Annotated in this window: 19 protein-coding genes; 2 read left to right on the forward strand and 17 right to left on the reverse strand. The window is 71.2% G+C overall.

All coding sequences use genetic code 11. The features are described 5' to 3' along the window. Positions 1 to 70 precede the first annotated feature (70 nt). The 5 genes from ACIREO_RS16800 to ACIREO_RS16820 form a co-directional block, all read right to left on the reverse strand. Complete coding sequence (locus ACIREO_RS16800; RefSeq protein ID WP_404110169.1) at positions 71 to 1,777, reverse strand: flavin monoamine oxidase family protein; 1,707 nt, start codon at positions 1,775 to 1,777, stop codon at positions 71 to 73. A gap of 45 nt (positions 1,778 to 1,822) precedes the next feature. After that, on the reverse strand, positions 1,823 to 2,620 hold the full coding sequence (locus tag ACIREO_RS16805) for a carbon-nitrogen hydrolase family protein (RefSeq protein ID WP_404110171.1): 798 nt from the start codon (positions 2,618 to 2,620) through the stop codon (positions 1,823 to 1,825). 211 nt (positions 2,621 to 2,831) lie between these two features. Then, positions 2,832 to 3,290: an Lrp/AsnC family transcriptional regulator gene (locus tag ACIREO_RS16810; RefSeq protein WP_104790440.1), complete on the reverse strand. Its 459-nt coding sequence runs from the start codon at positions 3,288 to 3,290 to the stop codon at positions 2,832 to 2,834. A 129-nt stretch (positions 3,291 to 3,419) separates the two neighbouring features. After that, a complete protein-coding gene (locus ACIREO_RS16815; RefSeq protein WP_404110174.1) occupies positions 3,420 to 4,880 on the reverse strand; it encodes an aldehyde dehydrogenase family protein in 1,461 nt (486 codons plus the stop codon). Positions 4,881 to 5,054: 174 nt separating this feature from the next. After that, positions 5,055 to 6,521, reverse strand: coding sequence for a GuaB1 family IMP dehydrogenase-related protein (locus ACIREO_RS16820; protein ID WP_404110177.1), 1,467 nt, complete (start codon positions 6,519 to 6,521; stop codon positions 5,055 to 5,057). A gap of 294 nt (positions 6,522 to 6,815) precedes the next feature. On the opposite strand from ACIREO_RS16820, the gene ACIREO_RS16825 reads away from it, so the two are divergent. Beyond that, complete coding sequence (locus tag ACIREO_RS16825) at positions 6,816 to 7,862, forward strand: terpene cyclase (protein ID WP_404110180.1); 1,047 nt, start codon at positions 6,816 to 6,818, stop codon at positions 7,860 to 7,862. 36 nt (positions 7,863 to 7,898) lie between these two features. Here ACIREO_RS16825 and ACIREO_RS16830 read toward each other — a convergent pair whose 3' ends face one another. The 4 genes from ACIREO_RS16830 to fmt form a co-directional block, all read right to left on the reverse strand. Continuing rightward, complete coding sequence (locus ACIREO_RS16830; RefSeq protein WP_404111057.1) at positions 7,899 to 8,885, reverse strand: sugar-binding transcriptional regulator; 987 nt, start codon at positions 8,883 to 8,885, stop codon at positions 7,899 to 7,901. A gap of 138 nt (positions 8,886 to 9,023) precedes the next feature. Next, positions 9,024 to 9,707 carry a ribulose-phosphate 3-epimerase gene (rpe, locus tag ACIREO_RS16835; protein WP_404110183.1) on the reverse strand — a complete coding sequence of 228 codons (684 nt, stop codon included), beginning with the start codon at positions 9,705 to 9,707 and terminating at the stop codon, positions 9,024 to 9,026. Positions 9,708 to 9,843: 136 nt separating this feature from the next. Beyond that, positions 9,844 to 11,277: an RsmB/NOP family class I SAM-dependent RNA methyltransferase gene (locus tag ACIREO_RS16840; protein WP_404110186.1), complete on the reverse strand. Its 1,434-nt coding sequence runs from the start codon at positions 11,275 to 11,277 to the stop codon at positions 9,844 to 9,846. Positions 11,278 to 11,349: 72 nt separating this feature from the next. Then, positions 11,350 to 12,282 carry a methionyl-tRNA formyltransferase gene (fmt, locus tag ACIREO_RS16845; RefSeq protein ID WP_404110188.1) on the reverse strand — a complete coding sequence of 311 codons (933 nt, stop codon included), beginning with the start codon at positions 12,280 to 12,282 and terminating at the stop codon, positions 11,350 to 11,352. A gap of 307 nt (positions 12,283 to 12,589) precedes the next feature. Here fmt and ACIREO_RS16850 point away from each other — a divergent pair, with 307 nt between their 5' ends. Then, positions 12,590 to 13,102: a hypothetical protein gene (locus tag ACIREO_RS16850; RefSeq protein WP_404110190.1), complete on the forward strand. Its 513-nt coding sequence runs from the start codon at positions 12,590 to 12,592 to the stop codon at positions 13,100 to 13,102. Positions 13,103 to 13,158: 56 nt separating this feature from the next. On the opposite strand, the gene ACIREO_RS16855 is transcribed toward ACIREO_RS16850, so the two are convergent. The 8 genes from ACIREO_RS16855 to ACIREO_RS16890 all read right to left on the reverse strand — a co-directional run bounded on the left by ACIREO_RS16855 (position 13,159) and on the right by ACIREO_RS16890 (position 21,810). Then, positions 13,159 to 15,303: a primosomal protein N' gene (locus tag ACIREO_RS16855; RefSeq protein ID WP_404110193.1), complete on the reverse strand. Its 2,145-nt coding sequence runs from the start codon at positions 15,301 to 15,303 to the stop codon at positions 13,159 to 13,161. A 123-nt stretch (positions 15,304 to 15,426) separates the two neighbouring features. Further along, positions 15,427 to 16,635 (reverse strand): methionine adenosyltransferase, encoded by a 1,209-nt coding sequence (metK, locus tag ACIREO_RS16860; RefSeq protein ID WP_404110196.1) that lies wholly within the window; start codon positions 16,633 to 16,635, stop codon positions 15,427 to 15,429. 240 nt (positions 16,636 to 16,875) lie between these two features. Further along, positions 16,876 to 18,078: a bifunctional phosphopantothenoylcysteine decarboxylase/phosphopantothenate--cysteine ligase CoaBC gene (gene coaBC / locus ACIREO_RS16865; protein ID WP_404110198.1), complete on the reverse strand. Its 1,203-nt coding sequence runs from the start codon at positions 18,076 to 18,078 to the stop codon at positions 16,876 to 16,878. A gap of 188 nt (positions 18,079 to 18,266) precedes the next feature. Beyond that, complete coding sequence (rpoZ, locus tag ACIREO_RS16870; protein ID WP_003970369.1) at positions 18,267 to 18,539, reverse strand: DNA-directed RNA polymerase subunit omega; 273 nt, start codon at positions 18,537 to 18,539, stop codon at positions 18,267 to 18,269. Positions 18,540 to 18,639: 100 nt separating this feature from the next. Further along, entirely contained in the window at positions 18,640 to 19,257 is a 618-nt protein-coding gene (gmk, locus tag ACIREO_RS16875; RefSeq protein ID WP_404110201.1) for a guanylate kinase, read from the reverse strand. A 38-nt stretch (positions 19,258 to 19,295) separates the two neighbouring features. Beyond that, positions 19,296 to 19,619 (reverse strand): integration host factor, encoded by a 324-nt coding sequence (locus ACIREO_RS16880; RefSeq protein WP_014157387.1) that lies wholly within the window; start codon positions 19,617 to 19,619, stop codon positions 19,296 to 19,298. 245 nt (positions 19,620 to 19,864) lie between these two features. Continuing rightward, positions 19,865 to 20,704 (reverse strand): orotidine-5'-phosphate decarboxylase, encoded by an 840-nt coding sequence (gene pyrF, locus ACIREO_RS16885; RefSeq protein ID WP_404110203.1) that lies wholly within the window; start codon positions 20,702 to 20,704, stop codon positions 19,865 to 19,867. Beyond that, complete coding sequence (locus ACIREO_RS16890) at positions 20,701 to 21,810, reverse strand: quinone-dependent dihydroorotate dehydrogenase (RefSeq protein ID WP_404110205.1); 1,110 nt, start codon at positions 21,808 to 21,810, stop codon at positions 20,701 to 20,703. The genes pyrF and ACIREO_RS16890 overlap by 4 nt, the downstream gene beginning before the upstream one ends. Positions 21,811 to 21,839: the final 29 nt, after the last annotated feature.

Here is a 21,839-nt window from a genome sequence, read left to right on the forward strand (position 1 = left end):
GCGCGTAAGCCAGCAGGCGCGGCGGCGAAGCGATGCCTGTCCGAAGCGCGCCGCTGGGACGGCCGCCCCCTCAGCCCTCCGGTAGCTCGACCGGTGCGATCTCGTCGTAGACGTCGCCCGGGCCCGGGTTCGCCGGGTCGGTGGTACCGCCGAACTGCGTCATCACTCCCCATACGGCGTTCAGCGCGGTCTGCACGGCTCCCTCGGCCCAGCCTGCCGTCCACGATATGTCGTCGCCCGCGAGGAAGAGGCCGCGCTTGTCGTCGGGCAGCCGGTCCTGCATGAAGTGGGTGAACAGGCGCCGCTGGTAGCGGTAGTGGCCGGGCAGGTTGGCCTTGAACGCGCCCATGAAATACGGCTCGTTCTCCCAGGAGACGGTGACCGGGTTGCCGATGATGTGCTTACGGATGTCGACGCCCGGATAGATCTCGCCGAGCGACTTCAGCATGACGTCCATGCGCTCGTTCGGGGAGAGCGGCAGCCACTTCAGGCTGTCGTCGCACCAGGTGTAGGAGAGACAGATGACGGCCGGCCTGTCGGGCCCGTCGTCCAGGAGGTACGTCCCCCGCGTCATCCGGTCGGTGAGCGTCATGGACATCGTGTCCCGGCCCGTGGGTTCCCCTGTGCCGTCGACGGCCTTGTCGAGCCAGAACGGCCGGTCGACGGGCACGAACAGCTTGGACGACTCCATGTAGTGGGTGCGCTCCATCGCCGTCCAGTGGTCAATCGGGAAGAGCGCGTCGTCGCAGGCGATCTTGGAGAGCAGCAGCCAGGACTGTCCGGTGAAGACCGCCGCCCGGTAGGTGCGGATGTCACCGGTGGCGTCGGTGACCGTGATCCGGTTGCCCGCGGTGCGGTCGAGCCGGGTCACGGCACCGCGCGGCTGCCCGTCGTGCAGGGAGGACAGCGACGTGCCGGGCGGCCAGTGGACGGTCTTCTGCGGGTCGCGGTCCCACAGGCGCAGCGGCAGCTGCTGGCTGCCGCCGACGATCCCCCGGTGGTGGTCGTCGGCCTCGGTGTAGACGACGCGGAGGATCTCCAGGATCGAGTTGGGGAAGTCGGTGTCCCAGCCGCCCGTGCCGAAGCCGACCTGGCCGAAGATCTCGCGGTGCCGGAAGGACGCGAACGCGTCCGAACCGCACAGGAAGCCGTAGAAGGTCTGGTCGTCCAGCTTCTCGACGAGCTCCGCCCAGATCTCCCGGATGCGCGGGACGTCACGCTCGCGCATCGCGCGGTTCATGTCGGAGAAGTCGGCGCCTTCCTCCAGGCACGTGTTCCAGGCGTCCATCACCTCGCGGTACACCTGGGGCAGGTCGTCGATGGTGCGCGCGTAGTGGGACTCGCCCTTGAGGTCGACGACGGTCGAAGGGGTCGCCGGGGAGAGCGGGTTGGGGAACGGCTCGGTCTCCAGGCCCACCAGGTCGATGTAGTGCTGGAGCCCGGTGGACGAGGGCGGGAAGCGCATGGCGCCCATCTCGGCGGTCAGCGAGGGGTCGCAGCCGTCGAAACCGACGGTGCGCAGCCGGCCGCCGATCCGGTCCGCCTCGTAGACGACGGGCCTCAGCCCCATCTTCATGAGTTCGTACGCGGTGATGATTCCGGAGAGCCCGCCGCCGATGACGGCGACCTCGGTGCCGTGTTCGGTGGCCGGTATCTGCCCGATGCCCGCCGGGTGGGCGAGGAAGTCGTCGTAGGCATAAGGGAAGTCCGGCCCGAACATGGTGATCGGCGGCTGCGCGTCGGTGTGCTGGACGGCGTTGGGCACCGTGGACGTCATGGGGTACGGACTCCTTGCGGGGGAAGCGCGGAACGGGGCGGGTGCTCAGACCAGGGAGCCGTAAAGGCCGGGGAGGCGGTCCTGGAGATACGGGTTGGCGGCGCGGGACGCGGCGAGCAGTCCGGAGTCGGCCTCGCCGACGAGGAGTTCCTCGCCGCGGCCTGCGCGGACGCGGACCGTGCCGTCGGGGCCGGCCAGGCAGCTCAGCCCGGTGAAGTCGAACTCGCCTTCCCTGCCTGCCCTGTTGACGTATGCGATGTAGAGCTGGCTCTCGAAGGCACGGACCGGCACGACGGATTCGGCGACGAAGGTGAACGGGTGCATCAGCGCGGTCGGGACCAGCAGCAGGTCGGTCCCGGCCAGGGCATGCGCGCGTACGTTCTCCGGGAACTCGACGTCGTAGCAGATCAGCAGCCCGATCCGTACGCCGTCCAGCTCGGCCTGCACCACGGGTCGCTCGCCGGGGGTGAACCACTTCTCCTCGAAGCTGCCGAAGAGGTGGGTCTTGCGGTAGTTCGCGAGTGGCGAACCGTCGGGGCCGATGAGCTGCGCCGCGTTGAAGACCGCCTCTCCGGCCCGTTCCGGGTAGCCGTAGTGGACGGCGACGCCGTGGCGTACGCAGATGTCGGCGACCGCTCGCGCGGCGGGGCCGTCCGCCGGCTCGGCCAGCTCCGGGACGGCGTCGCCGATGGCGTATCCGGTGAGGAACAGCTCCGGGCAGACCAGCAGCCGGGCACCCGCGGTGGCGGCCCGCGCGGCGGCCTCGTCGAGCGTGGCCAGGTTGGCGTCCACGGAGCCGGCACGTCCGGAGCTCTGGAGCAGGGCGGTACGCAACGGCGGCATGGCTGACCTCGGGCGGGACGGGCGGGGTGGGGAGACGTATTGAAGGTACGGCGTGGGGCTCACGGCCGACAAGGCGCGATTGTTGCGCGTGCACCGTCGATCCGTTGCGTGGAAATCACCCCGGGCGGTGATTCGTTGCGTGTGGCGTTCTCGCGGGCCGGACGGGTGCTTTCGGTACCCCCCGCGCCCGTCGGCATGCCTGAGGACCAGGTCAGGCCGGGGGGCCGGAGGAGGAGTACCGCCGCAGCAGCGGGGAGAGGACGAGGACCGACTTGGTCCGCTCGACGTACGGCTCGCCCGCGATCCGCTCCAGCACCTGCTCGAAGTGGCGCATGTCGGCGGCGAAGACCTGCACGACCGCGTCGGCGTCCCCGGTGACCGTGGACGCGGACGCGATCTCCGGATACGCCGAGAGGCCCCGCTTGATCGCTTCGGGGGCGGTGTTGCGGCTGCAGTAGATCTCGATGAACCCCTCGGTCTCCCAGCCGAGCGCCGCCGGGTCGACCCGCACGGTGAAGCCCGTGATGGCGCCCTCGGCGCGCAGCCGGTCCACCCGGCGTTTCACCGCGGGGGCGGAGAGGCCGATGAGGGCGCCGATGTCGGCGTAGGAGCGGCGGGCGTCTTCGGCGAGGGCGTGGACGATGCGTTCGTCGAGGTCGTTCAGGCGCACTTCGGGTGGATCACTTCTCTGCGGCGGAAGGACTCGGGGGCGGCCAGGTCTTCGAAAGACCCTGGGGCCGCCCCCGAAGTAGACCACGCGCGCCCCGCGCGGGGCGCGCTCACCGCGGGGAAGGGCCGGTCAGAAGGGGAACTCCGAGCGGCCGTGCTGGACCGAGATCCACTTCTGCGTGGTGAACGCCTCGAGCATCGACTCACCGTTCAGCCGTCCGAGGCCCGAGCTCTTCTCCCCGCCGAAGGGGACGAGGGGCTCGTCGTGGACTGTGCCGTCGTTGATGTGGATCATGCCGGTGCGGATCCGCTGTCCGACCCGTACGCCCCGCTCGATGTTGCCGGTGTGGACGGCGCCGCTCAGCCCGTACGGGGTGTCGTTGGCGATCCGTACGGCCTCGTCCTCGCCGTCGAAGGGGACGAGCAGCGCCACCGGCCCGAATATCTCCTGCTGGAGGACGGGGGAATCGGCGGCGAGGCCGGTCAGCACGGACGGGCTCACCACATTGCCCTCGGCCCGGCCGTGCAGCAGCGCCGTGGCGCCCGCCTCCACGGTCTCGTCGACGAGCTTCGACACCGCGTCTGCCTGCGAGGAGCTGATCAGCGGGCCGATGTGGGTCGCGGGGTCGGCCGGGTCACCGACACGGAGGGAGGCGACCTTGGCGACGAACTTCTCGGTGAACTCCTGCTCCACCGAGCGGTCCACCAGGATGCGGTTGGCCGCCATGCAGACCTGGCCCTGGTGGACGTAGCGGCTGAAGACGGCCGCGTCGACGGCGTAGTCCACATCCGCGTCGTCCAGGACGATCAGCGCGCTGTTGCCGCCGAGTTCGAGCACCGCGCGCTTGAGGTTGGCCGCGCAGACCGTCGCGACGTGCCGGCCGATCCTGTCCGAGCCGGTGAAGGAGATGACCTGGGGGACGGGGTGCTCCAGCAGGGCGTCGCCGATCTCGGCGATGTCGGTGACCACGACGTTCAGCAGTCCGGCGGGCAGCCCCGCCTCCTCGAACACCTTGGCGATCAGCGTGCCGCCGCATACCGGGGTGTTCTGGTGTGGCTTGAGGACCACGGCGTTGCCGAGGGCGAGCGCGGGCGCGACCGACTTGAGCGACAGCAGGAAGGGGAAGTTGAAGGGGCTGATGACACCCACGACTCCGACGGGGAGCCGGTAGACACGGTTCTCCTTGCCCTCGGTCGGCGAGGGAAGTATCTGCCCGGTGGACCGCAGCGCGAGCTGGACCGCCTCGCGCAGGAACTCCTTGGCCAGGTGCAGCTCGAAGCCCGCCTTGAGCCGGGTGCCGCCCAGCTCCGCGACGATCGCCTCGCCGATCTCGGTCTCACGCTCCTCGACGACGCGCAGCGCCTTCTCCAGCACCGTCCGCCGGGCGTAAGGGTTCGTGTCGGCCCAGCCCGGCTGGGCCCGCTCCGCGGCCCGGTAGGCCTGGTCGACCTCGGCGGCCGTCGCGACGGTGACCGAGGCGAGTTTCTCCCCGCTGTACGGGTTGAAGTCGATGATGTCCCAGGACCCCTTCCCCGGCCTCCACTCGCCGTCGATGTACTGCTGGGCCAGGTCGGTGAAGAAGGAAGACATGAAATCCCTTACCGCAGAGGGGCGGGCAGCTGATTGCGGCTCATATTACTTATCCGGCAACCAAGTTGAAGGGGAGACGCGGTTCGCGACTCGGGCACGCATGCGGAAGGTGCCCCTCCCGGCGCGAACACCGGGGAGAGGCACCTGTGGAGCGGGGCCGCCGGGCCCGTGGGATCAGTTCCAGCTGGCGTGGAGCGGCTTGCCCTCCGCGTAGCCCGCGGCGCTCTGCACACCGACGATCGCCTTCTCGGCGAACTCCTCGAGCGAGTTCGCACCCGCGTAGGTGCAGGAGGAACGCACACCGGCGATGATCGAGTCGATCAGGTCCTCCACCCCGGGGCGGGTGGGGTCGAGGAACATCCGCGAGGTGGAGATGCCCTCCTCGAACAGTGCCTTGCGGGCCCGGTCGTAGGCGGACTCCTCCGAGGTGCGGTTCTTGACCGCGCGCGCCGAGGCCATGCCGAACGACTCCTTGTAGTACCGCCCGTCGGCGGACTGCTGGAGGTCGCCGGGCGACTCGTACGTCCCGGCGAACCAGGAACCGATCATGACGTTGGACGCTCCGGCGGCGAGCGCCATCGCCACGTCGCGCGGGTGGCGGACGCCTCCGTCGGCCCAGACGTGCTTGCCGTGCTTCTTCGCCTCTGCGGCGCACTCCAGTACGGCGGAGAACTGCGGCCTGCCGACGCCGGTCATCATGCGGGTGGTGCACATCGCGCCGGGGCCCACACCGACCTTGATGATGTCGGCGCCCGCCTCGATCAGGTCACGCACGCCCTCGGCCGCCACGACGTTGCCCGCGACGATCGGCACGCCCGGGTCCAGCGCCCGGACGGCTGCGACCGCGCTGATCATGGATTCCTGGTGACCGTGCGCGGTGTCCACGACGAGGGTGTCGACACCGGCGTCGAGGAGCTGCTTGGCCTTGCCCGCCACATCGCCGTTGATACCGACGGCCGCCGCGATCCGCAGCTTGCCGTCCGCGTCCGTCGCGGGGGTGTAGAGCGTCGCGCGCAGCGCGGCCTTGCGGGTGAGGATGCCGACGAGCCGGCCGCGCGCGTCGACCGCCGGGGCGAGCTTGCGGTTGGCGCCGTCGAGCTTGTTGAAGGCCTCACGGGGGTCGATGTCCGCGTCGAGCACGACCAGGTCCCTGGACATGACCTCGGAGAGCTGGGTGAAACGGTCCACCCCGGTCAGGTCGTGGTCGGTGACGACACCGACCGGCCGGTTCTCGGCGTCGACGACGACGCCGGCCCCGTGGGCCCGCTTGTGCAGGAGGGACAGCGCGTCGGCGACGGTCTGTCCGGGGGCCAGCACGATGGGGGTGTCGAGCACGAGGTGGCGCTTCTTGACCCAACCGATGACCTCGGTGACGACCTCGAGCGGGATGTCCTGGGGGATCACGACCAGACCACCGCGACGGGCGATGGTTTCGGCCATCCGGCGGCCCGCGATGGCGGTCATGTTCGCGACGACGAGCGGAATGGTGGTGCCGCTGCCGTCCGGCGACGAGAGATCCACCGCCTGCCGGGAGCCGACCGCCGAGCGACCGGGGACCATGAAGACATCGTCGTACGTCAGGTCGTAGGGGACCGAGGGAGAGGTCGTGTAGCGACCGGTGCCGGGCTCAAGAAAACGCATAACACCCATTTTTTCATACGAAACGGTGCAGGTCGTTTCCACGAAGACACAGCAATGGACCCCCGCGTTCGTCGGTTCCTCCAAGGAGGCCGCCCGGGGGCCGGGCAAGTGGAAACCTGCCTTACCCATGGACCCTACCCGAACAGGATTCGCTCCTTCGTGATCACTATCCCTGGACCGGGTGACGCAGGGTCAGGTAGCTTCAAATCCGCAGGTCCCCGTTGTGGGCGCGACCCCGCCCGCGAGCCCGGAACACCTGTCGCACGTCTGGCCGGAGAGGATGGGGATCCGCCTGTGGAGAGCGAACTGCCCGACATCTACTGCCCGTTCCCCCAGCGGACCAATCCGCATGTGAGCCACACCCGTGAGCACCTCGACGCCTGGACACGGCGCACCGGGCTCGTACACCGGGAATCGGCCAGGCGACGATTCGAGCAGGCCGACTTCGGCGCCTTCGTGGGCATGGTGTACCCGACGGCAAGCAGCGAGCACCTCGACCTGGTCGCCGACTGGTTCGTCTGGCTCTTCCTCGTCGACGACCAGCTGGACGACGGGCACCTGGGCCGCAGCCCCGGCCGCGTACGCGACGTGGTGGAGCGGATGCGAGCCGTGGTCGAGGGCGCGGCTCCCGGCCCCGGGCCGGACGAGGAGGCGCCCGCCGCGCTCATCGCCCTGGCCGACCTGTGGGAACGTACGATTCCGCAGGCCTCCCCCCACTGGCGGGCCCGCTTCGCCTGGCACCTCATGACCTATCTGACGACAGCCACCACCTGGGAGGCGGGAAACCGCGCCGACGGGGTCGTTCCGTCCGAGGCGACGTACATCGCCCGGCGCCGGCACACCGGGGCGATCCATGTGTGCATGGACCTGATAGAGATCGTGGCCGGCATAGGGGCGCCCGAGTCGGTCCACAACGACGCACTGTTCATCACGGCGCTCGAAGCGTCCTGCAACGTGGTGTGCTGGGCGAACGACGTCTACTCCTACGAGAAGGAGCAGGTGCTGGGCGAGATCCACAATCTCGTCCATCTGGTCCGTCACCACCGCGGCTACGGCAAACGCCAGGCGCTCGAGCACGTGTGCGCGGAGACAGCCTCCGAGACGAGACGCTTCCTTGCCGCGGAGGCCGAGCTGCTCGGCCTGTACCCGGAGCTGTCGGGCCTGCTCGTGCCCTATCTCGACGGGATGCGGAGCTGGATGCGCGGAAACCTGGACTGGTCGCGGCAGACCCCCCGCTACAACCCGGCGGATGTCAGCCAGTACGCGGAGCCCGGAGCGTATCTGGAGGAGTCCGTCCTCGGCGTGAGCCCGGACCACGCACGGCTGGGCGCGGGCGACTGACTCTCCCGGCACGGCGGGGAGCCAGTCGCGACCCGGTCAGTCGTCGGGGTCGGACCGCTCCAGCGCGGGGCGGCCTCCGGCGGCGAACTCCGTCAGAAGGTAGTCGGCGGCGGCGGTGTCCGTGACGAGGCTGGTGACCAGCCCCGAGCGCAGCACCGCGCCGATCGCCGCGGCCTTCCGCTGCCCTCCGGCGATGGCCACCACCTCGGGGATCCGGCGCAGCCGGTCGGCCTCCACGGTGATACACCGCTCGCCGAGATCCCGGCCGACGCGGCGCCCGTTGGAGTCGAAGAGGTGCGCGGACATCTCCGCCGCCACACCGAGCGAGGCGTAATGGGCCCGCTCCTCGTCGGAGAGCATGTCGTGGACGGTGGAGATGCCGGGCTCCCAGGAGCCGATGGAGACCGCGGCGACCGTCACCTTGTCGAAGTACTCGAAGGCGCGGGCGATTCCGGTCTGGTGGCGCAGGGCAGCCGCCGTCGCCGGATCGGGCAGCAGCATCGGAGCGTAGATCGGGTGTGCCTCACCGCCGGACACCTGCGCGGCGCGGCGGACCGCCTCGACCGAGCCTCGTTCCGCCGTGCCCGCGTCGTAGACGCCGGTCAGCTGCACGACCGTGCACGGGGGCAGCCGGTCGAGGGCCGCCGCCATGTGGATGGTGGAGCGGCCCCAGGCCAGCCCCAGCACATCGCCCTCGTTCACCAGCTCGCCGAGCAGCTCGGCCGCCACCTCACCCAGGTTCTCCGGATCGGCCGCGTCGTCCTGCTCCTCCGCCGGGGACTCGACCACGACAGCGTGCCGCAGGCCGAATCGGGCCCGGAGCGCGTCGGAGCGCTCCGCGTCCAGCTCCGCCGGTACCCGGATCTCGATGCGTACGAGATCACGCTCGAGGGCCGTCTCCAGAACCCGGGCCACCTTGAAGCGGCTGACGCCGAACTCCTCGGCGATCTGGATCTTGGACTTTCCCTCGAGGTAGAACCGGCGGGCCATGGCCGCCGCCTGCACCAGCTCCGCGGGTCCCATCCGCATGGCTGACCGACCCGCCGAGATGCCAGACACCGCGATCTCCTCACTGCTGTTCACACGCTGATACGCCGTTCATCCTGTCAGATGCGGCGATCCCTGATCAGGCCCGTCGGGCCGCGTTCATCCGAGCTTTGTTCAGTGGCCGCATGCCCAGGGTGCGGAAGCCGTGACCGTGTCCGCCTGCGCGCGCAGCGCCCGCACCGCCTGGGCCGGGTCCTCGGCCCCGTAGACCGCGGAGCCGGCGACGAACACGTCCGCGCCGGCCTCGGCGCACCGCTCGATGGTGGTGGCCGAGACGCCGCCGTCGACCTGGAGCCACAGCTCCAGACCGTGCTTGGAGATCAGCTCACGGGTACGGCGGATCTTCGGCAGCATGATGTCCAGGAACGCCTGGCCGCCGAAGCCCGGCTCCACCGTCATGATCAGCAGCATGTCGAGCTCGGGGAGGAGGTCCTCGTAAGGCTCGATGGGCGTCGCGGGCTTGAGCGCCATGGAGGCACGGGCGCCCTTCGCCCTGATCTCCCGGGCCAGCCGCACGGGCGCCGCTGCGGCCTCCGCGTGGAAGGTGACCGAGCCCGCACCTGCCTCGACGTACTGCGGGGCCCAGCGGTCCGCGTCCTCGATCATGAGATGGCAGTCCAGCGGGGTGTCCGTCGCCTTGCTCAGCGCCTCCACGATGGGCACGCCGAGTGTCAGGTTGGGCACGAAATGGTTGTCCATGACATCGACATGGAGCCAGTCGGCGCCTTCCACTGCCTTCGCCTCCTCGGCGAGACGGGCGAAGTCGGCGGACAGGATGCTGGGGTTGATCTGGGCCATGCACCCAAGCCTGCCATGCCCGGCGCCACTTCCTCGCCTCGGTACGCCCCAAAGCCTCACGGGATCATCACGGTTCGCGCATTCCCGGCTATTCCGCCTCCGTGATCACGTGGTGTGATCAGCTGGTGTGGTCGGGTCAGCCCGTGCGGCGCAGCAGCGCGAGGTACATCGCGTCGGTGCCGTGCAGATGCGGCCAGAGCTGGATGTCGGGCCCGTCGCCCAGGGCGGGGACTCCGGGAAGCAGCGGGCGGGCGTCGACCCACTCCGCCTCGAACGGCTCCCCGCCGCGCCCCTTGAGCACGTCCTCGACGACGACCCTGGTCTCCGCGAGGTGCGGTGAGCAGGTCGCGTAGCCGACGACCCCGCCGACGCGTACGGCCTTCAACGCCTCACGCAGCAGACCGCGTTGCAGGGGGGCGAAGCTCTCCAGGTCCTCCGCGCGCCGCCGCCAGCGGGACTCCGGGCGCCTGCGCAGCGCACCGAGGCCGGAGCAGGGCACGTCCATCAGGACCCGGTCGAAGGAGCCGGGCCGCCACGGCGGCCTGGTGCCGTCGGCGGTGATCACCTGATACGGCCCCGGGTTGCCGGCCAGCGTGCGCTCGACGAGCCGGGCGCGGTGCGGCTGCTTCTCCGCTGCGAGCAGGGCCGCGCCGCGTCCTGCGGCCAGCGCGGCCAGCAGCGCGGCCTTGCCGCCCGGTCCTGCGCAGCCGTCCAGCCACCGGGTGTCGCCGCCCTCGACCGGGGCGTTGGCCAGGGCGGCGGCGACGAGCTGGCTGCCCTCGTCCTGCACCCCTGCGCTGCCGTCCCGTACGGCGGCCAGGGCGCCGGGCTCGCCGCCTTCGGCCATACGCACGGCGTACGGCGACCAGCGACCGGGCAGTCCGCTCTCCTCGCCGAGTGCCTCCAGCAGTTCGTCGGGGGTGGAGCGCCCGGGGCGTGCGGCCAGCGTCACCTCGGGCCGCTCGTTGTCGGCCTCCAGCAGGTCCTCGATCCCGGCCCGGCCGCTGCCCAGGGCGTCCCAGAGGGCGGAGACGATCCACCGGGGATGCGAGTGGACGACGGAGAGGTGTTCCTCGGCGTCCTCCTCGTACGGCGGCGCGACGCGCTCCACCCAGCCGTCGAGGTCGTGCGCGGAGACCTTGCGCAGCACCGCGTTGACGAACTTGGCCCGGCCTTCACCCAGCACCACCCGCGCCAGCTCCACGCTGGCGGAGACGGCGGCGTGGGTGGGGATGCGGGTGCCGAGCAGCTGGTGGACGCCCATGTTGAGCACGTCGAGCACAGGCGGGTCGACCTCGCGCAGCGGCCGGTCGATGCAGGCGGCGACGATCGCGTCGTAGGTGCCCTGCCGACGCAGCGTCCCGTAGACCAGCTCGGTCGCCAGCGCCGCGTCCCTGGCCTCGAAATCGCCCTGGGCGCGCGCCTTCTTCAGCATCGGAGGGAGGACGAGGTTGGCGTAGGCGTCGCGCTCGTCCACGGCCCTGAGCACCTCGAAGGCGAGGAAGCGGACCGGGTCCTTCTTGGGACGCCGGTGCGGTGTGGCGGGACGGCGACGCTGCTGGTCGTTCACGTGAAAGGTGCTCCGCTGATGGTGAGGGGACGAACCCGTCCAGCGTACGTCGCCCGGGCCGGGGCCCGGGCCTCAGAGCCCCAGCAGCTCGCCGTGGGCGATGCGCACGCCGCGGGCCCAGTCGGCGGCCCTCATCGGCTTCTTGCCCTGCGGCTGGACCCAGAGGAGCTCCACTGCGTGCGAGCCGGTGCCCGCGTACACGTTGTTCTTGCCCGCGGACAGCTCGCCCGGGGCGAGATCGGTGCGGTCCAGGACGGGCACGGCCTGGACCAGCTTGAGGCGCTCCCCGCGGAAGAGGGTCCACGCCCCCGGGGCGGGGGTGCAGCCGCGCACGACACGGTCGACGCGGAGCGCGGGCGCGGACCACTGCACCTCTGCGTCCTCGACGGTGAGCTTGGGCGCGAGGGTGACGCCCTCGGCGGGCTGCGGGACGGCGTGCAGGGTGCCGTCCTCGATGCCGTCCATGGTCGCCGCGAGCAGCCCGGCGCCGGCGAAGGCGAGCCGGGTGAGCAGATCACCGCTGGTGTCGGTGGGCCGGACCTCCTCGGTGAGGACGCCGTAGACCGGTCCGGAGTCCAGCCCCTCCTCGATCAGGAAGGTCGACGCGCCGGTGACCTCGTCACCGGCCATCACCGAGTGCTGCACGGGCGCGGCCCCGCGCCAGGCGGGCAGGAGTGAGAAGTGCAGATTGACCCAGCCCCTGACGGGCACGTCCAGCGCGGTCCTGGGCAGCAGGGCGCCGTACGCGACGACGGGGCAGCAGTCCGGTGCGATCTCCCGCAGCCGTGCCAGGAAGTCCTCGTCGCGCGGCTTGGCGGGCTTGAGCACCTCGATGCCCGCCTCCTCGGCACGTTCGGCGACGGGACTGGCCACCAGCCGGCGCCCCCGGCCCGCCGGGGCGTCGGGGCGGGTCACCACGGCGGCCACCTCGTGGCGGTCGGAGGCGATCAGGGCGTCCAGAGCGGGAACGGCGACCTCGGGGGTGCCTGCGAAGACGAGCTTCATGGGTGGCGGACTGCCTCTCGGGCCGGAACGTACGTGGCGAGCAGCACACCAGTCTAGGGGGCGATCCCGAGGGCCCGCGCGGCCGGTCCGAGGGCCCGGCGGCAGGGGCGTGGCCAGGCCGGCGGGCCCGCGGACCCGGCCTGACCGCCGGGGGGCGTACGCAGATACGTGCGCCCCACACATACGCACTTACGCCCCTGTTGCGTGACCACATGGCCGGGTGACGCGTTGGTCAAGTGAGATTGACCGAAGTGGGCCGCCGCCGCGCGGTCCGATCCCTTTCAACGCCGGTTCGAGAGGCTTGTTCATGGCCGACCACGCAACCCACGACGCCCAAGCGCGTGCCAGTCTGCACCTGTTGGTGCGGGACATCGAGCGGGTCCGGCGGCAGGTGGACGCGCTGCGTACCCTCACTGCGCAGCTGGGCAACGTCTACCGTCCGCGCCGCTCCGGCCCGTCCGCGGGCTTCGTCGTCTACGGCAGGGCGCCGGCCCCGACGGTCCGGCTCGCCCAGGAGCTCCGGGACAGTGTCGAGACGCTGGTGACCGCTGCGGTGGACTTCGACCGCTCGCTGGGCTTCTCATGGGACGCGGTGGGCTCCGCCCTCGGAGTCACCAAACAGGCGGTGCACCGTCGTTACGGCGCACGCCGAGCGACTCCGCAGCCCGGGACGGCGGAGGCCGCTTCCGAGAACACGAGCCGTGCGCTGCCCGCGCCGCCCGGCTCCTCCTCCGTGCTGCCGGCCGTGCCCGCGGCCCGCTCCATGCCGCCGCAGCCGTCGGACCGCCCCGGCGCCTTCCCCGGCCCGCGCAACGGCTGACGGACGGCGTCGGAGCCGGACGTCCGGAAATTCGCGGCGCCCTGCCCGCCGCCGCGTCAGCCGATGTCCGGCGGATCGATCCTGATCCGTACGGGATCCCCGGTGCCCCTGGCCGTCCGCGCCGCCTGCGCGGCCTTCAGGGCGGCCGCCAGTGCCGCTCCCCGCCCCGGCGGGACCCTGACCAGCGCTCGCTCCCAGGTCTCGCCGGGGGGTGCGTCCCCCTGCCTGCGGGGCCTGCCGGGGGTGGCTCCGGGCACGGGCACCGGGCCGAGCACCTCCGCCTCGGTCGGCAGTCCCGCTCCGGCGAGGTAGGCGGCCACCGCCTCCGGCGGGCCGGTGACCGAAGCCATCCGGGACACCGGCGGGAAGCCGAGCTCGGCGCGTTCCGCGAGCTCGCGGCGGGCGTGGCCGACCGGGTCCCAGCGGACCAGGGCCTGCACGGGCCGCAGGGTCGGCTCGGCCACGATCACGACCGTGCCGCCCTCCGGCTGTCCCCGCACCAGCGCGGCGGCGGCCGTCCAGCGTCGCAGGGCCTCCTCGCCCGCCCGCAGGTCGGCCCTGCCGACCATCGCCCAGCCGTCCAGCAGCAGCGCCGCCGCGTAACCGCCCTCGGCCACCGGCTCCGCCCCGGGGGTACTGACCACGAGGGCGGGCCGGCCTGGCACGGAGTCCAGCACATGGTCCCGCCCCGACGTCCGCACCGGGACGGCGGGAAACGCCCGCCCCAGCTCCTCGGCGGTCCGGCGGGCTCCGACGATCTGCGCCCGCAGCCGCACTCCACCGCAGGCCGCGCAGCTCCATGCCGTCTCGGCGCGCCCGCACCAGGCGCAGTTGAGTTCCTGCTGGTCAGGCGCCTGCAGCGGTCCCGCGCAGTGTCTGCACCGCGCGGCTTCACGGCAGCGCTCGCAGGCCAGCCTGGGCGCGTAACCCCGGCGCGGTACCTGGACGAGCACAGGACCGCTGCGCAGGCCGTCGCGCACGGTCTGCCAGGCCAGGCTGGGCAGCCGCGCCGACCGGGCCGCGCCGTCCCGCGCCAGCTCCCCGTCGCCGACGGTACGCACGAGGGGGGCCGCGGTCCGCAGCTGGTCGCGGTCCGCGCGCAGCGGCAGGGCCCAGCCGCTCTCGACCAGCTGAGCGGCCTCCACCGTGCAGCTCGTGCCGCCCAGCAGGAACGCGCAGCGGCCGTGTGCCGCCCGCAGCTCCAGGACCTCCCTGACGTGCGGGAAGGGGGCGTTGTCGTCGCTGTGGCTGGAGTCCCCGTCGTCCCAGAGGGCCACCAGGCCCAGGTCGGCGACCGGGGCGAACATCGCGGCCCTGGTCCCGACCACAGCGCGCACGGATCCGCGCCGGACCGCCAGCCACTGCCGGTAGCGCTTCTCAGGTCCGGAGTCGGCGGTCAGCAGCGCGTGGCGCCCCTCGCCCAGCACAGCCGTCAGCGCGGCGTCGACCCGTCCGGCGCTCCGCCCGTCCGGTACGACGACGAGCGCGCCCCGGCCCGAGGCCAGGGTGGCGGCCATGGCGCGGGCCATCTCCTCGGGCCAGTGCGGGCCGGGCAGCGCGGTCCACACGGCCCGGGGAGCACCGCCCTCGGCCAGTGCCCGCAGGAATCCGGGGCCCTGGGCATACCTCTCCCAGGTCCCGGGCGACGGGGCGGGCGGCGGCGGCAGGGGTTCGGGCGAGGGCTTGGACTCGGCGCGGCCGTTCCTCGGCGGGACCGCGAGCTGAAGCACGTCCGCGAGGCTGCCCGCGTAACGGTCGGCGACGGCCCGCGAGAGCTCGAGCAGCTCCGGACCGAGCACAGGTTCGGGCGAGACGACGTAGGCCAGGGCCGCGAGGACCCCCTGGTAGTCCGACGTGGCGCGCCGCTCGATCAGGAAGCCGTCGATCAGCCCGCCGCCCTCGCGTCTCCCGCCGCGGACCTGACGTCCGCCGGCCCCGAACCTCACCCGGACCCGGACGCCGGGCTGCGCGTCCGCGTCGAGCTCCTCGGGGACGGCGTAGTCGAAGTACTGATCGAGGTGGAGTGCGCCCTTGTTCACCAGGACGCGGGCGACCGGCAGCTCCTCGGCGAGCGCGGCGCCCCGCCAGGTCCGCGGCTTGGCACGCGGCACCTTGGCCTGGCGCACCGTCTCCCGGATGAGCGCAAGCTGCTCCGGTGTCCCGGACCCGGGCTCTTCGGACCGCTCGTCGTCGCTGCTCACAGCCACATTCCTACCAGACACCACTGACACGTCCGGGCTCGCCGGGAACGGCCGGGACAGCACGCCGGGGCCCGGACACCTCGTAAGGTGTCCGGGCCCCGGCGTGAAGGACTGCGGGCGGTGCTAGAGCCCCGCAGCAGCGCGCAGCGCGTCCACGCGGTCGGTGCGCTCCCAGGTGAAGTCGGGGAGTTCGCGGCCGAAGTGGCCGTACGCCGCGGTCTGGGCGTAGATCGGGCGGAGCAGGTCGAGGTCGCGGATGATCGCGGCCGGGCGGAGGTCGAAGACCTCGGCGATCGCGTGCTCGATCTTCTCCGTCTCGACCGCCGCGGTGCCGAAGGTCTCGACGAACAGGCCCACCGGCTCGGCCTTGCCGATCGCGTAGGCGACCTGGACCTCGCAGCGGGTGGCGAGCCCGGCCGCCACGACGTTCTTGGCGACCCAGCGCATGGCGTACGCGGCCGAGCGGTCGACCTTGGACGGGTCCTTGCCGGAGAACGCGCCGCCGCCGTGGCGGGCCATGCCGCCGTAGGTGTCGATGATGATCTTGCGGCCGGTGAGGCCGGCATCGCCCATCGGGCCACCGATCTCGAAGCGGCCGGTCGGGTTCACCAGCAGGCGGTAGCCCTCGGTGTCGAGCTTGATGCCGTCCTCGATGAGCTGGTTGAGGACGTGCTCGACGACGAACTCACGGATGTCGGGCGCGAGCAGCGAGTCCAGGTCGATGTCGGAGGCGTGCTGCGAGGAGACCACGACCGTGTCGAGGCGGACGGCCTTGTCGCCGTCGTACTCGATGGTGACCTGGGTCTTGCCGTCCGGGCGCAGGTACGGGATGGTCCCGTTCTTGCGGACCTCGGAGAGCCGGCGCGAGAGCCGGTGCGCGAGGTGGATCGGCAGAGGCATCAGCTCGGGGGTCTCGTCGCAGGCGTAGCCGAACATCAGCCCCTGGTCGCCGGCGCCCTGCTTGTCGAGCTCGTCCTCATCACCCTCGACCCGCTTCTCGTACGCGGTGTCGACACCCTGGGCGATGTCCGGGGACTGCGCCCCGATGGACACCGAGACGCCACAGGAGGCTCCGTCGAAGCCCTTCTTGGAGGAGTCGTAGCCGATCTCCAGCACCTTGTTGCGCACGAGGTTGGGGATGTCGGCGTAGGCCTTGGTCGTGACCTCACCCGCGACATGCACCAGACCGGTGGTGATCAAGGTCTCGACGGCGACGCGCGAGGAGGGGTCCTCGCGCAGGAGCGCGTCGAGAATCGTGTCGCTGATCTGGTCAGCGATCTTGTCGGGGTGGCCCTCGGTAACGGACTCCGAGGTGAAGAGACGGCGGGACACATCGCTCCCTGTGGTTGCAGCGGCTGCTGGCTGATCATTGATGGAACACCCGGGAGCTGCGCCCGGCACATTCCGTCGACCAGTTTATCGGTCGCTTCCGGTGATTGGGGCACGTGTCTCGCCCCTTGGGAGGTCTGTGACCTTCGGCACGGTTGACGGCAGTACGACAATCCCTCCTTCCGGGTGCGGGACGCGGTCGAATGACAGGTGATTCTTCCGCCGGAGCGGCGTCTGTGCAATCTAATCGAAGCGTGCCGCCACCAGGTCCCAAACCGTGTCGGCAAGCGCTTCCTTGGGGCCGTGCGGCACAGGGGTCTCTCCACCGTCGGCCCCGAGCACGACCGCTTCGTTCTCCTCGGACCCGAAGGTCCTGCGCTCCCCCACCTCGTTCACGACGAGGAGGTCGCAGCCCTTGCGGCGGAGTTTCTCGCGGCCGTTGGCGAGGACGTCGTCGGTCTCGGCGGCGAATCCGACGACGAGCTGCCCCTCTCGGACGCGGTCCGCGGCGACCTCGGCGAGGATGTCGGGATTGCGCACGAGCGCGACGGGGGCCTGTTCCTGGCCGTCCTTCTTCTTGATCTTCCCTGTCGCGTAGACGGCGGGACGGAAGTCGGCGACCGCCGCCGCCATCACCACCACGTCGGCGTCGGCCGCCGCCTTCAGGACGGCCTCGCGCAGCTGTACAGCGGTTCCGACGCGCACGATGTCGGCGCCGGCGGGGTCGGGCAGCCCGGTGTTCGCCTCGATCAGCGTGACCCGGGCGCCACGGGCGACGGCGGTGCGGGCCAGCGCGTAGCCCTGCTTGCCGGAGGAGCGGTTGCCCAGGTAGCGCACCGGGTCCAGCGGCTCGCGGGTGCCGCCCGCGCTGATCACCACGTGCCGGCCCTCGAGGTCGGGTGCCCCGGCGCCCCGGGCCAGGACGCGCCGGCAGACCTCGAAGATCTCCCCGGGGCCGGGCAGCCGGCCCTTGCCCGTGTCCACACCGGTGAGCCTGCCGACGGCGGGCTCGATGACCACGGCGCCACGGCGGCGCAGGGTGGCGACGTTCTCCTGGGTGGCGGGGTGCTCCCACATCTCGGTGTGCATCGCGGGCGCGAAGACGACCGGACAGCGCGCGGTGAGCAGCGTGTTGGTGAGGAGGTCGTCGGCGAGGCCGTGGGCGGCCTTGGCGAGCATGTCGGCGGTGGCGGGGGCGACCACGACGAGATCGGCGCCCTGGCCGATCCTGACGTGCGGCACCTCGTGCACGCTCTCCCAGACCTCGGTCGACACGGGGTTGCCGGAGAGGGCCGACCAGGTGGCCGCCCCGACGAAGTTCAGCGACGCGGCGGTCGGCACGACCCGTACGTCGTGGCCGGACTCGGTCAGCCTCCGCAGCAGCTCGCACGCCTTGTACGCGGCGATTCCTCCGCTGACCCCCAGGACGACCCTCGGCTTCTCCACTGCGTCTCCCCGCACTCGCTGTCTCCGCGCACTCGCGTGCGGCCTCGTGACGTACGCACTCCATGCTGCCTCACCGCCCCCGGTGCGGTCCGGCGGGTGCGACGGCTACGGCCCGGGACACACCACAGGCCCGGCGGGTACCGGCCGCCGGGCCTGTGGTGAAGGTGCTTTTCCTGCTTGCCGCCTGCTTACTGCGCGGGGCCCTCGATGGCCTCGGAGGTCAGCAGGCCCGCGTTGATCTCGCGGAGCGCGATCGAGAGCGGCTTCTCGTGCACATGGGTGTCGACGAGCGGACCGACGTACTCAAGGAGGCCTTCGCCGAGCTGCGAGTAGTACGCGTTGATCTGACGCGCGCGCTTGGCGGCGTAGATCACAAGGCTGTACTTCGAGTCGGTGGCCTCGAGGAGCTCATCAATCGGCGGGTTGATGATGCCCTCGGGCGTGGTGATGGAAGAGGACACTCTCTGCCTTCCGAAGGGGATAGAGATCAAAGAGATCTTTGATCATGCTGGTTCCGCAGTGGTGATGCTCTGCGTCCGTGGAGAAGTGGGGACCGATGGATCAGTCGTCGCTGTCACGGAGGCCGGAAGCCTGCAGCATCAACGTTAGCAGCTCGCGTGCCACGTCCTCGACCGAGGTGTTGACGAGCGTCGTATCGAACTCCGCCTCGGCGGCGAGCTCGATCTTCGCCGCGGCGAGCCTGCGTTCGATGACCTCGGCGGACTCCGTCCCGCGGCCGGTGAGCCGACGCACCAGCTCGTCCCAGCCCGGCGGCGCCAGGAAGACGAGCTGCGCCTCGGGCATCGACTGGCGGACCAGCCGGGCGCCCTGGAGGTCGATCTCCAGCAGCACCGGCTCGCCCGCCTCCAGACGGTCGAGCACGGCCCGGCGCGGCGTGCCGTACCGGTTGCCGGCGAACTCGGCCCACTCCAGCAGCTCGCCGTTGGCGATCAGCTTGTCGAACTCCTCGTTGTCCACGAAGAAGTAGTGGACACCGTTGCGTTCCCCTGGGCGTGGCTTACGGGTCGTGGCCGACACCGAGAGCCACACCTCGGGGTGAACCTTGCGCATATGAGCGACGACCGTGCTCTTGCCGACCCCTGAGGGGCCGGAGAGCACGGTCAGCCGCGGACGTACGTCCGGGGGTACGGGGGACGTCCCCCGGGATGTTGCAGCCATGGGGCGATTATCCAGGTTCTCAGGGGTGCCTGAGAACGTCAGGCGGCGCTGCCGCCGAACTCACGCTCCAAGGATGCGATCTGGTTGGAGCCAAGACCCCGGACACGGCGGCTCTCGGAGATACCGAGACGCTCCATGATCTGCTTGGCGCGGACCTTGCCCACGCCCGGCAGGGACTCGAGAAGAGCGGAGACCTTCATCTTGCCGATGACGTCGTTCTCCTGGCCCTGCTTGATGACCTCATGGAGCGAGGCGCCGGAGTGCTTGAGTCGATTCTTGACCTCGGCCCGCTCCCGGCGAGCCGCGGCGGCCTTTTCGAGCGCGGCTGCGCGCTGTTCAGGGGTAAGGGGCGGAAGAGCCACGCCTACGTCACCTCGGATGTCGATCTGTCGGATACGGACCGGTGAGGAACCTGGTAGCCCCACACCTGGTGAGCCGGCGAACAACGAGTGCTCGTTGGCTCTCGACGGAGACTAGCGGCCATGGCCGCCTGAGTCAGCGAGAACAGACGAAAAGTCCTGGTCAGCCTGAGCCGACCCGGACATTTGGGCCATAACAACCCGGATTTCTGGTCAGGATTCCGTCAACAGGCTGTTACGTGGCATCGTCAGCTTTCCGAGACGGCCGTACGGACCTCGTCCGCGAACCGTCCGGCGGCTTCGCGCAGCCCTGACGCGTCCGGTCCGTGGCGCAGCACGCCCCGGCTCACGCTCGGCACCACGTTGCGCACCGCGGCACCGAACACACCGGGCAGATCCGCGGGGGTCGCACCCTGGGCGCCGATGCCGGGAGCGAGCAGCGGACCGTTGATCGCCAGATCCACACCCGCGTCCCCGAGCGTGGCACCGACCACGGCGCCGACGGAGCCGAGCGGCACCGCCCCCGCGTTCTCGGCGGCCATGTGGTCGAGCATCACCTGTGCCAGCGGCCGTCCGTCCGCGGCGGTGGCCCGCTGGACCTCCGCGCCCTCCGGGTTGGAGGTGAGGGCGAGCACGAAGACACCCGAGCCGGAGATCTCGGCCGCGTCCAACGCCGGGCGCAGCGAGCCGAAGCCCAGATAGGGCGAGACGGTGACCGCGTCGGAGAAGAGCGGCGAGTCCTTGTCGAGGTAGGTGGCCGCGTAGGCGCCCATCGTCGAGCCGATGTCGCCGCGCTTGGCGTCCATCAGCACGAGGGCTCCTGCCGCGCGGGCCTCCTCGACGGCCTTCTCCAGGACTGCGATGCCGCGCGATCCGAAGCGCTCGAAGAACGCGGACTGAGGCTTGAGCACGGCGACCCGGTCGGCCAGTGCCTCGACGACCGTACGTGTGAAGCGCTCCAGCCCCGCGACGTCGTCGTTCAGGCCCCAGGAGGTGAGCAGGGAGGAGTGCGGGTCGATGCCGACGCAGAGCGGCCCACGGGAGTCCATGGCGCGGCGCAGGCGGGCGCCGAAGGGTTCGAGGGTCACTGCATGACCTTTCGTGTCTCGGCGCCGACGGCGTCGGCGAGCGTGGCGTACGGGGACGCGGCCAGGCGGGCGGCCAGCCCCTTGTGGACCGCCCGGGCGTAGAACGGGCCCTCGTAGATGAAGGCGCTGTAGCCCTGGACGAGCGTGGCACCGGCCAGGATGCGCTGCCAGGCGTCCTCGGCGTTCTCGATGCCCCCGACACCCACCAGGGTGATCCTGGTCCCCACACGGGCGTACAGGCGGCTCAGGACCTCCAGGGAGCGCTCCTTGAGGGGTGCCCCGGAGAGCCCGCCGGTCTCCTTGACCAGGGACGCGCCGGACCTCAGGCCGAGGCCGTCGCGGGCGATGGTGGTGTTGGTGGCGATGATGCCGTCCAGACCGAGCTCGACGGCGAGGTCGGCGACCGCGTCGACGTCCGCGTCCGCGAGGTCCGGGGCGATCTTGACGAGCAGCGGGACCCGCCGGCCGGTGACGGTGCGGTCGGCGGCCTCGCGCACCGCGGTGAGCAGTGGGCGGAGCGCCTCGGTGGCCTGGAGGTTGCGCAGGCCGGGGGTGTTGGGCGAGGAGACGTTGACGACGAGGTAGTCGGCGTGGGCGGCGAGCCGCTCGGTGGACTTCACGTAGTCGCCCACGGCTTCGTCCTCGGGGACGACCTTGGTCTTGCCGATGTTGACGCCGACGGTCGTACGGAAGACCGGGGTGCGCGCGGCGAGGCGCTCGGCCACGGCCGCGGAGCCCTCGTTGTTGAAGCCCATGCGGTTGATCAGCGCCCGGTCGGCGACGAGGCGGAACAGCCGCTTCTTCGGGTTGCCGGGCTGCGGCTCGCCGGTGACCGTGCCGATCTCGATGTGGTCGAAGCCGAGCATCGACATGCCGTCGATCGCGATGGCGTTCTTGTCGAAGCCGGCGGCGAGCCCGAAGGGACCGTGCATCCGCAGGCCGAGGGCCTCGGTGCGCAGCTCCTCGTGGCGGGGGGCGAGCGCGGCGGCGACGCAGGTGCGCAGTACGGGGATCCGGGCGGCGAGGCGGATCCAGCGGAACGCCAGGTAGTGGGCCTGCTCCGGGTCCATCCGCTTGAAGACCAGCTGGAAGAAGAGTTTGTACATCACACTGTCCTCATGAAGAGGGGGACACC

Origin of the sequence: Streptomyces sp. NPDC102441 (assembly GCF_044765585.1) — a bacterium.
Lineage (GTDB): Bacteria > Actinomycetota > Actinomycetes > Streptomycetales > Streptomycetaceae > Streptomyces.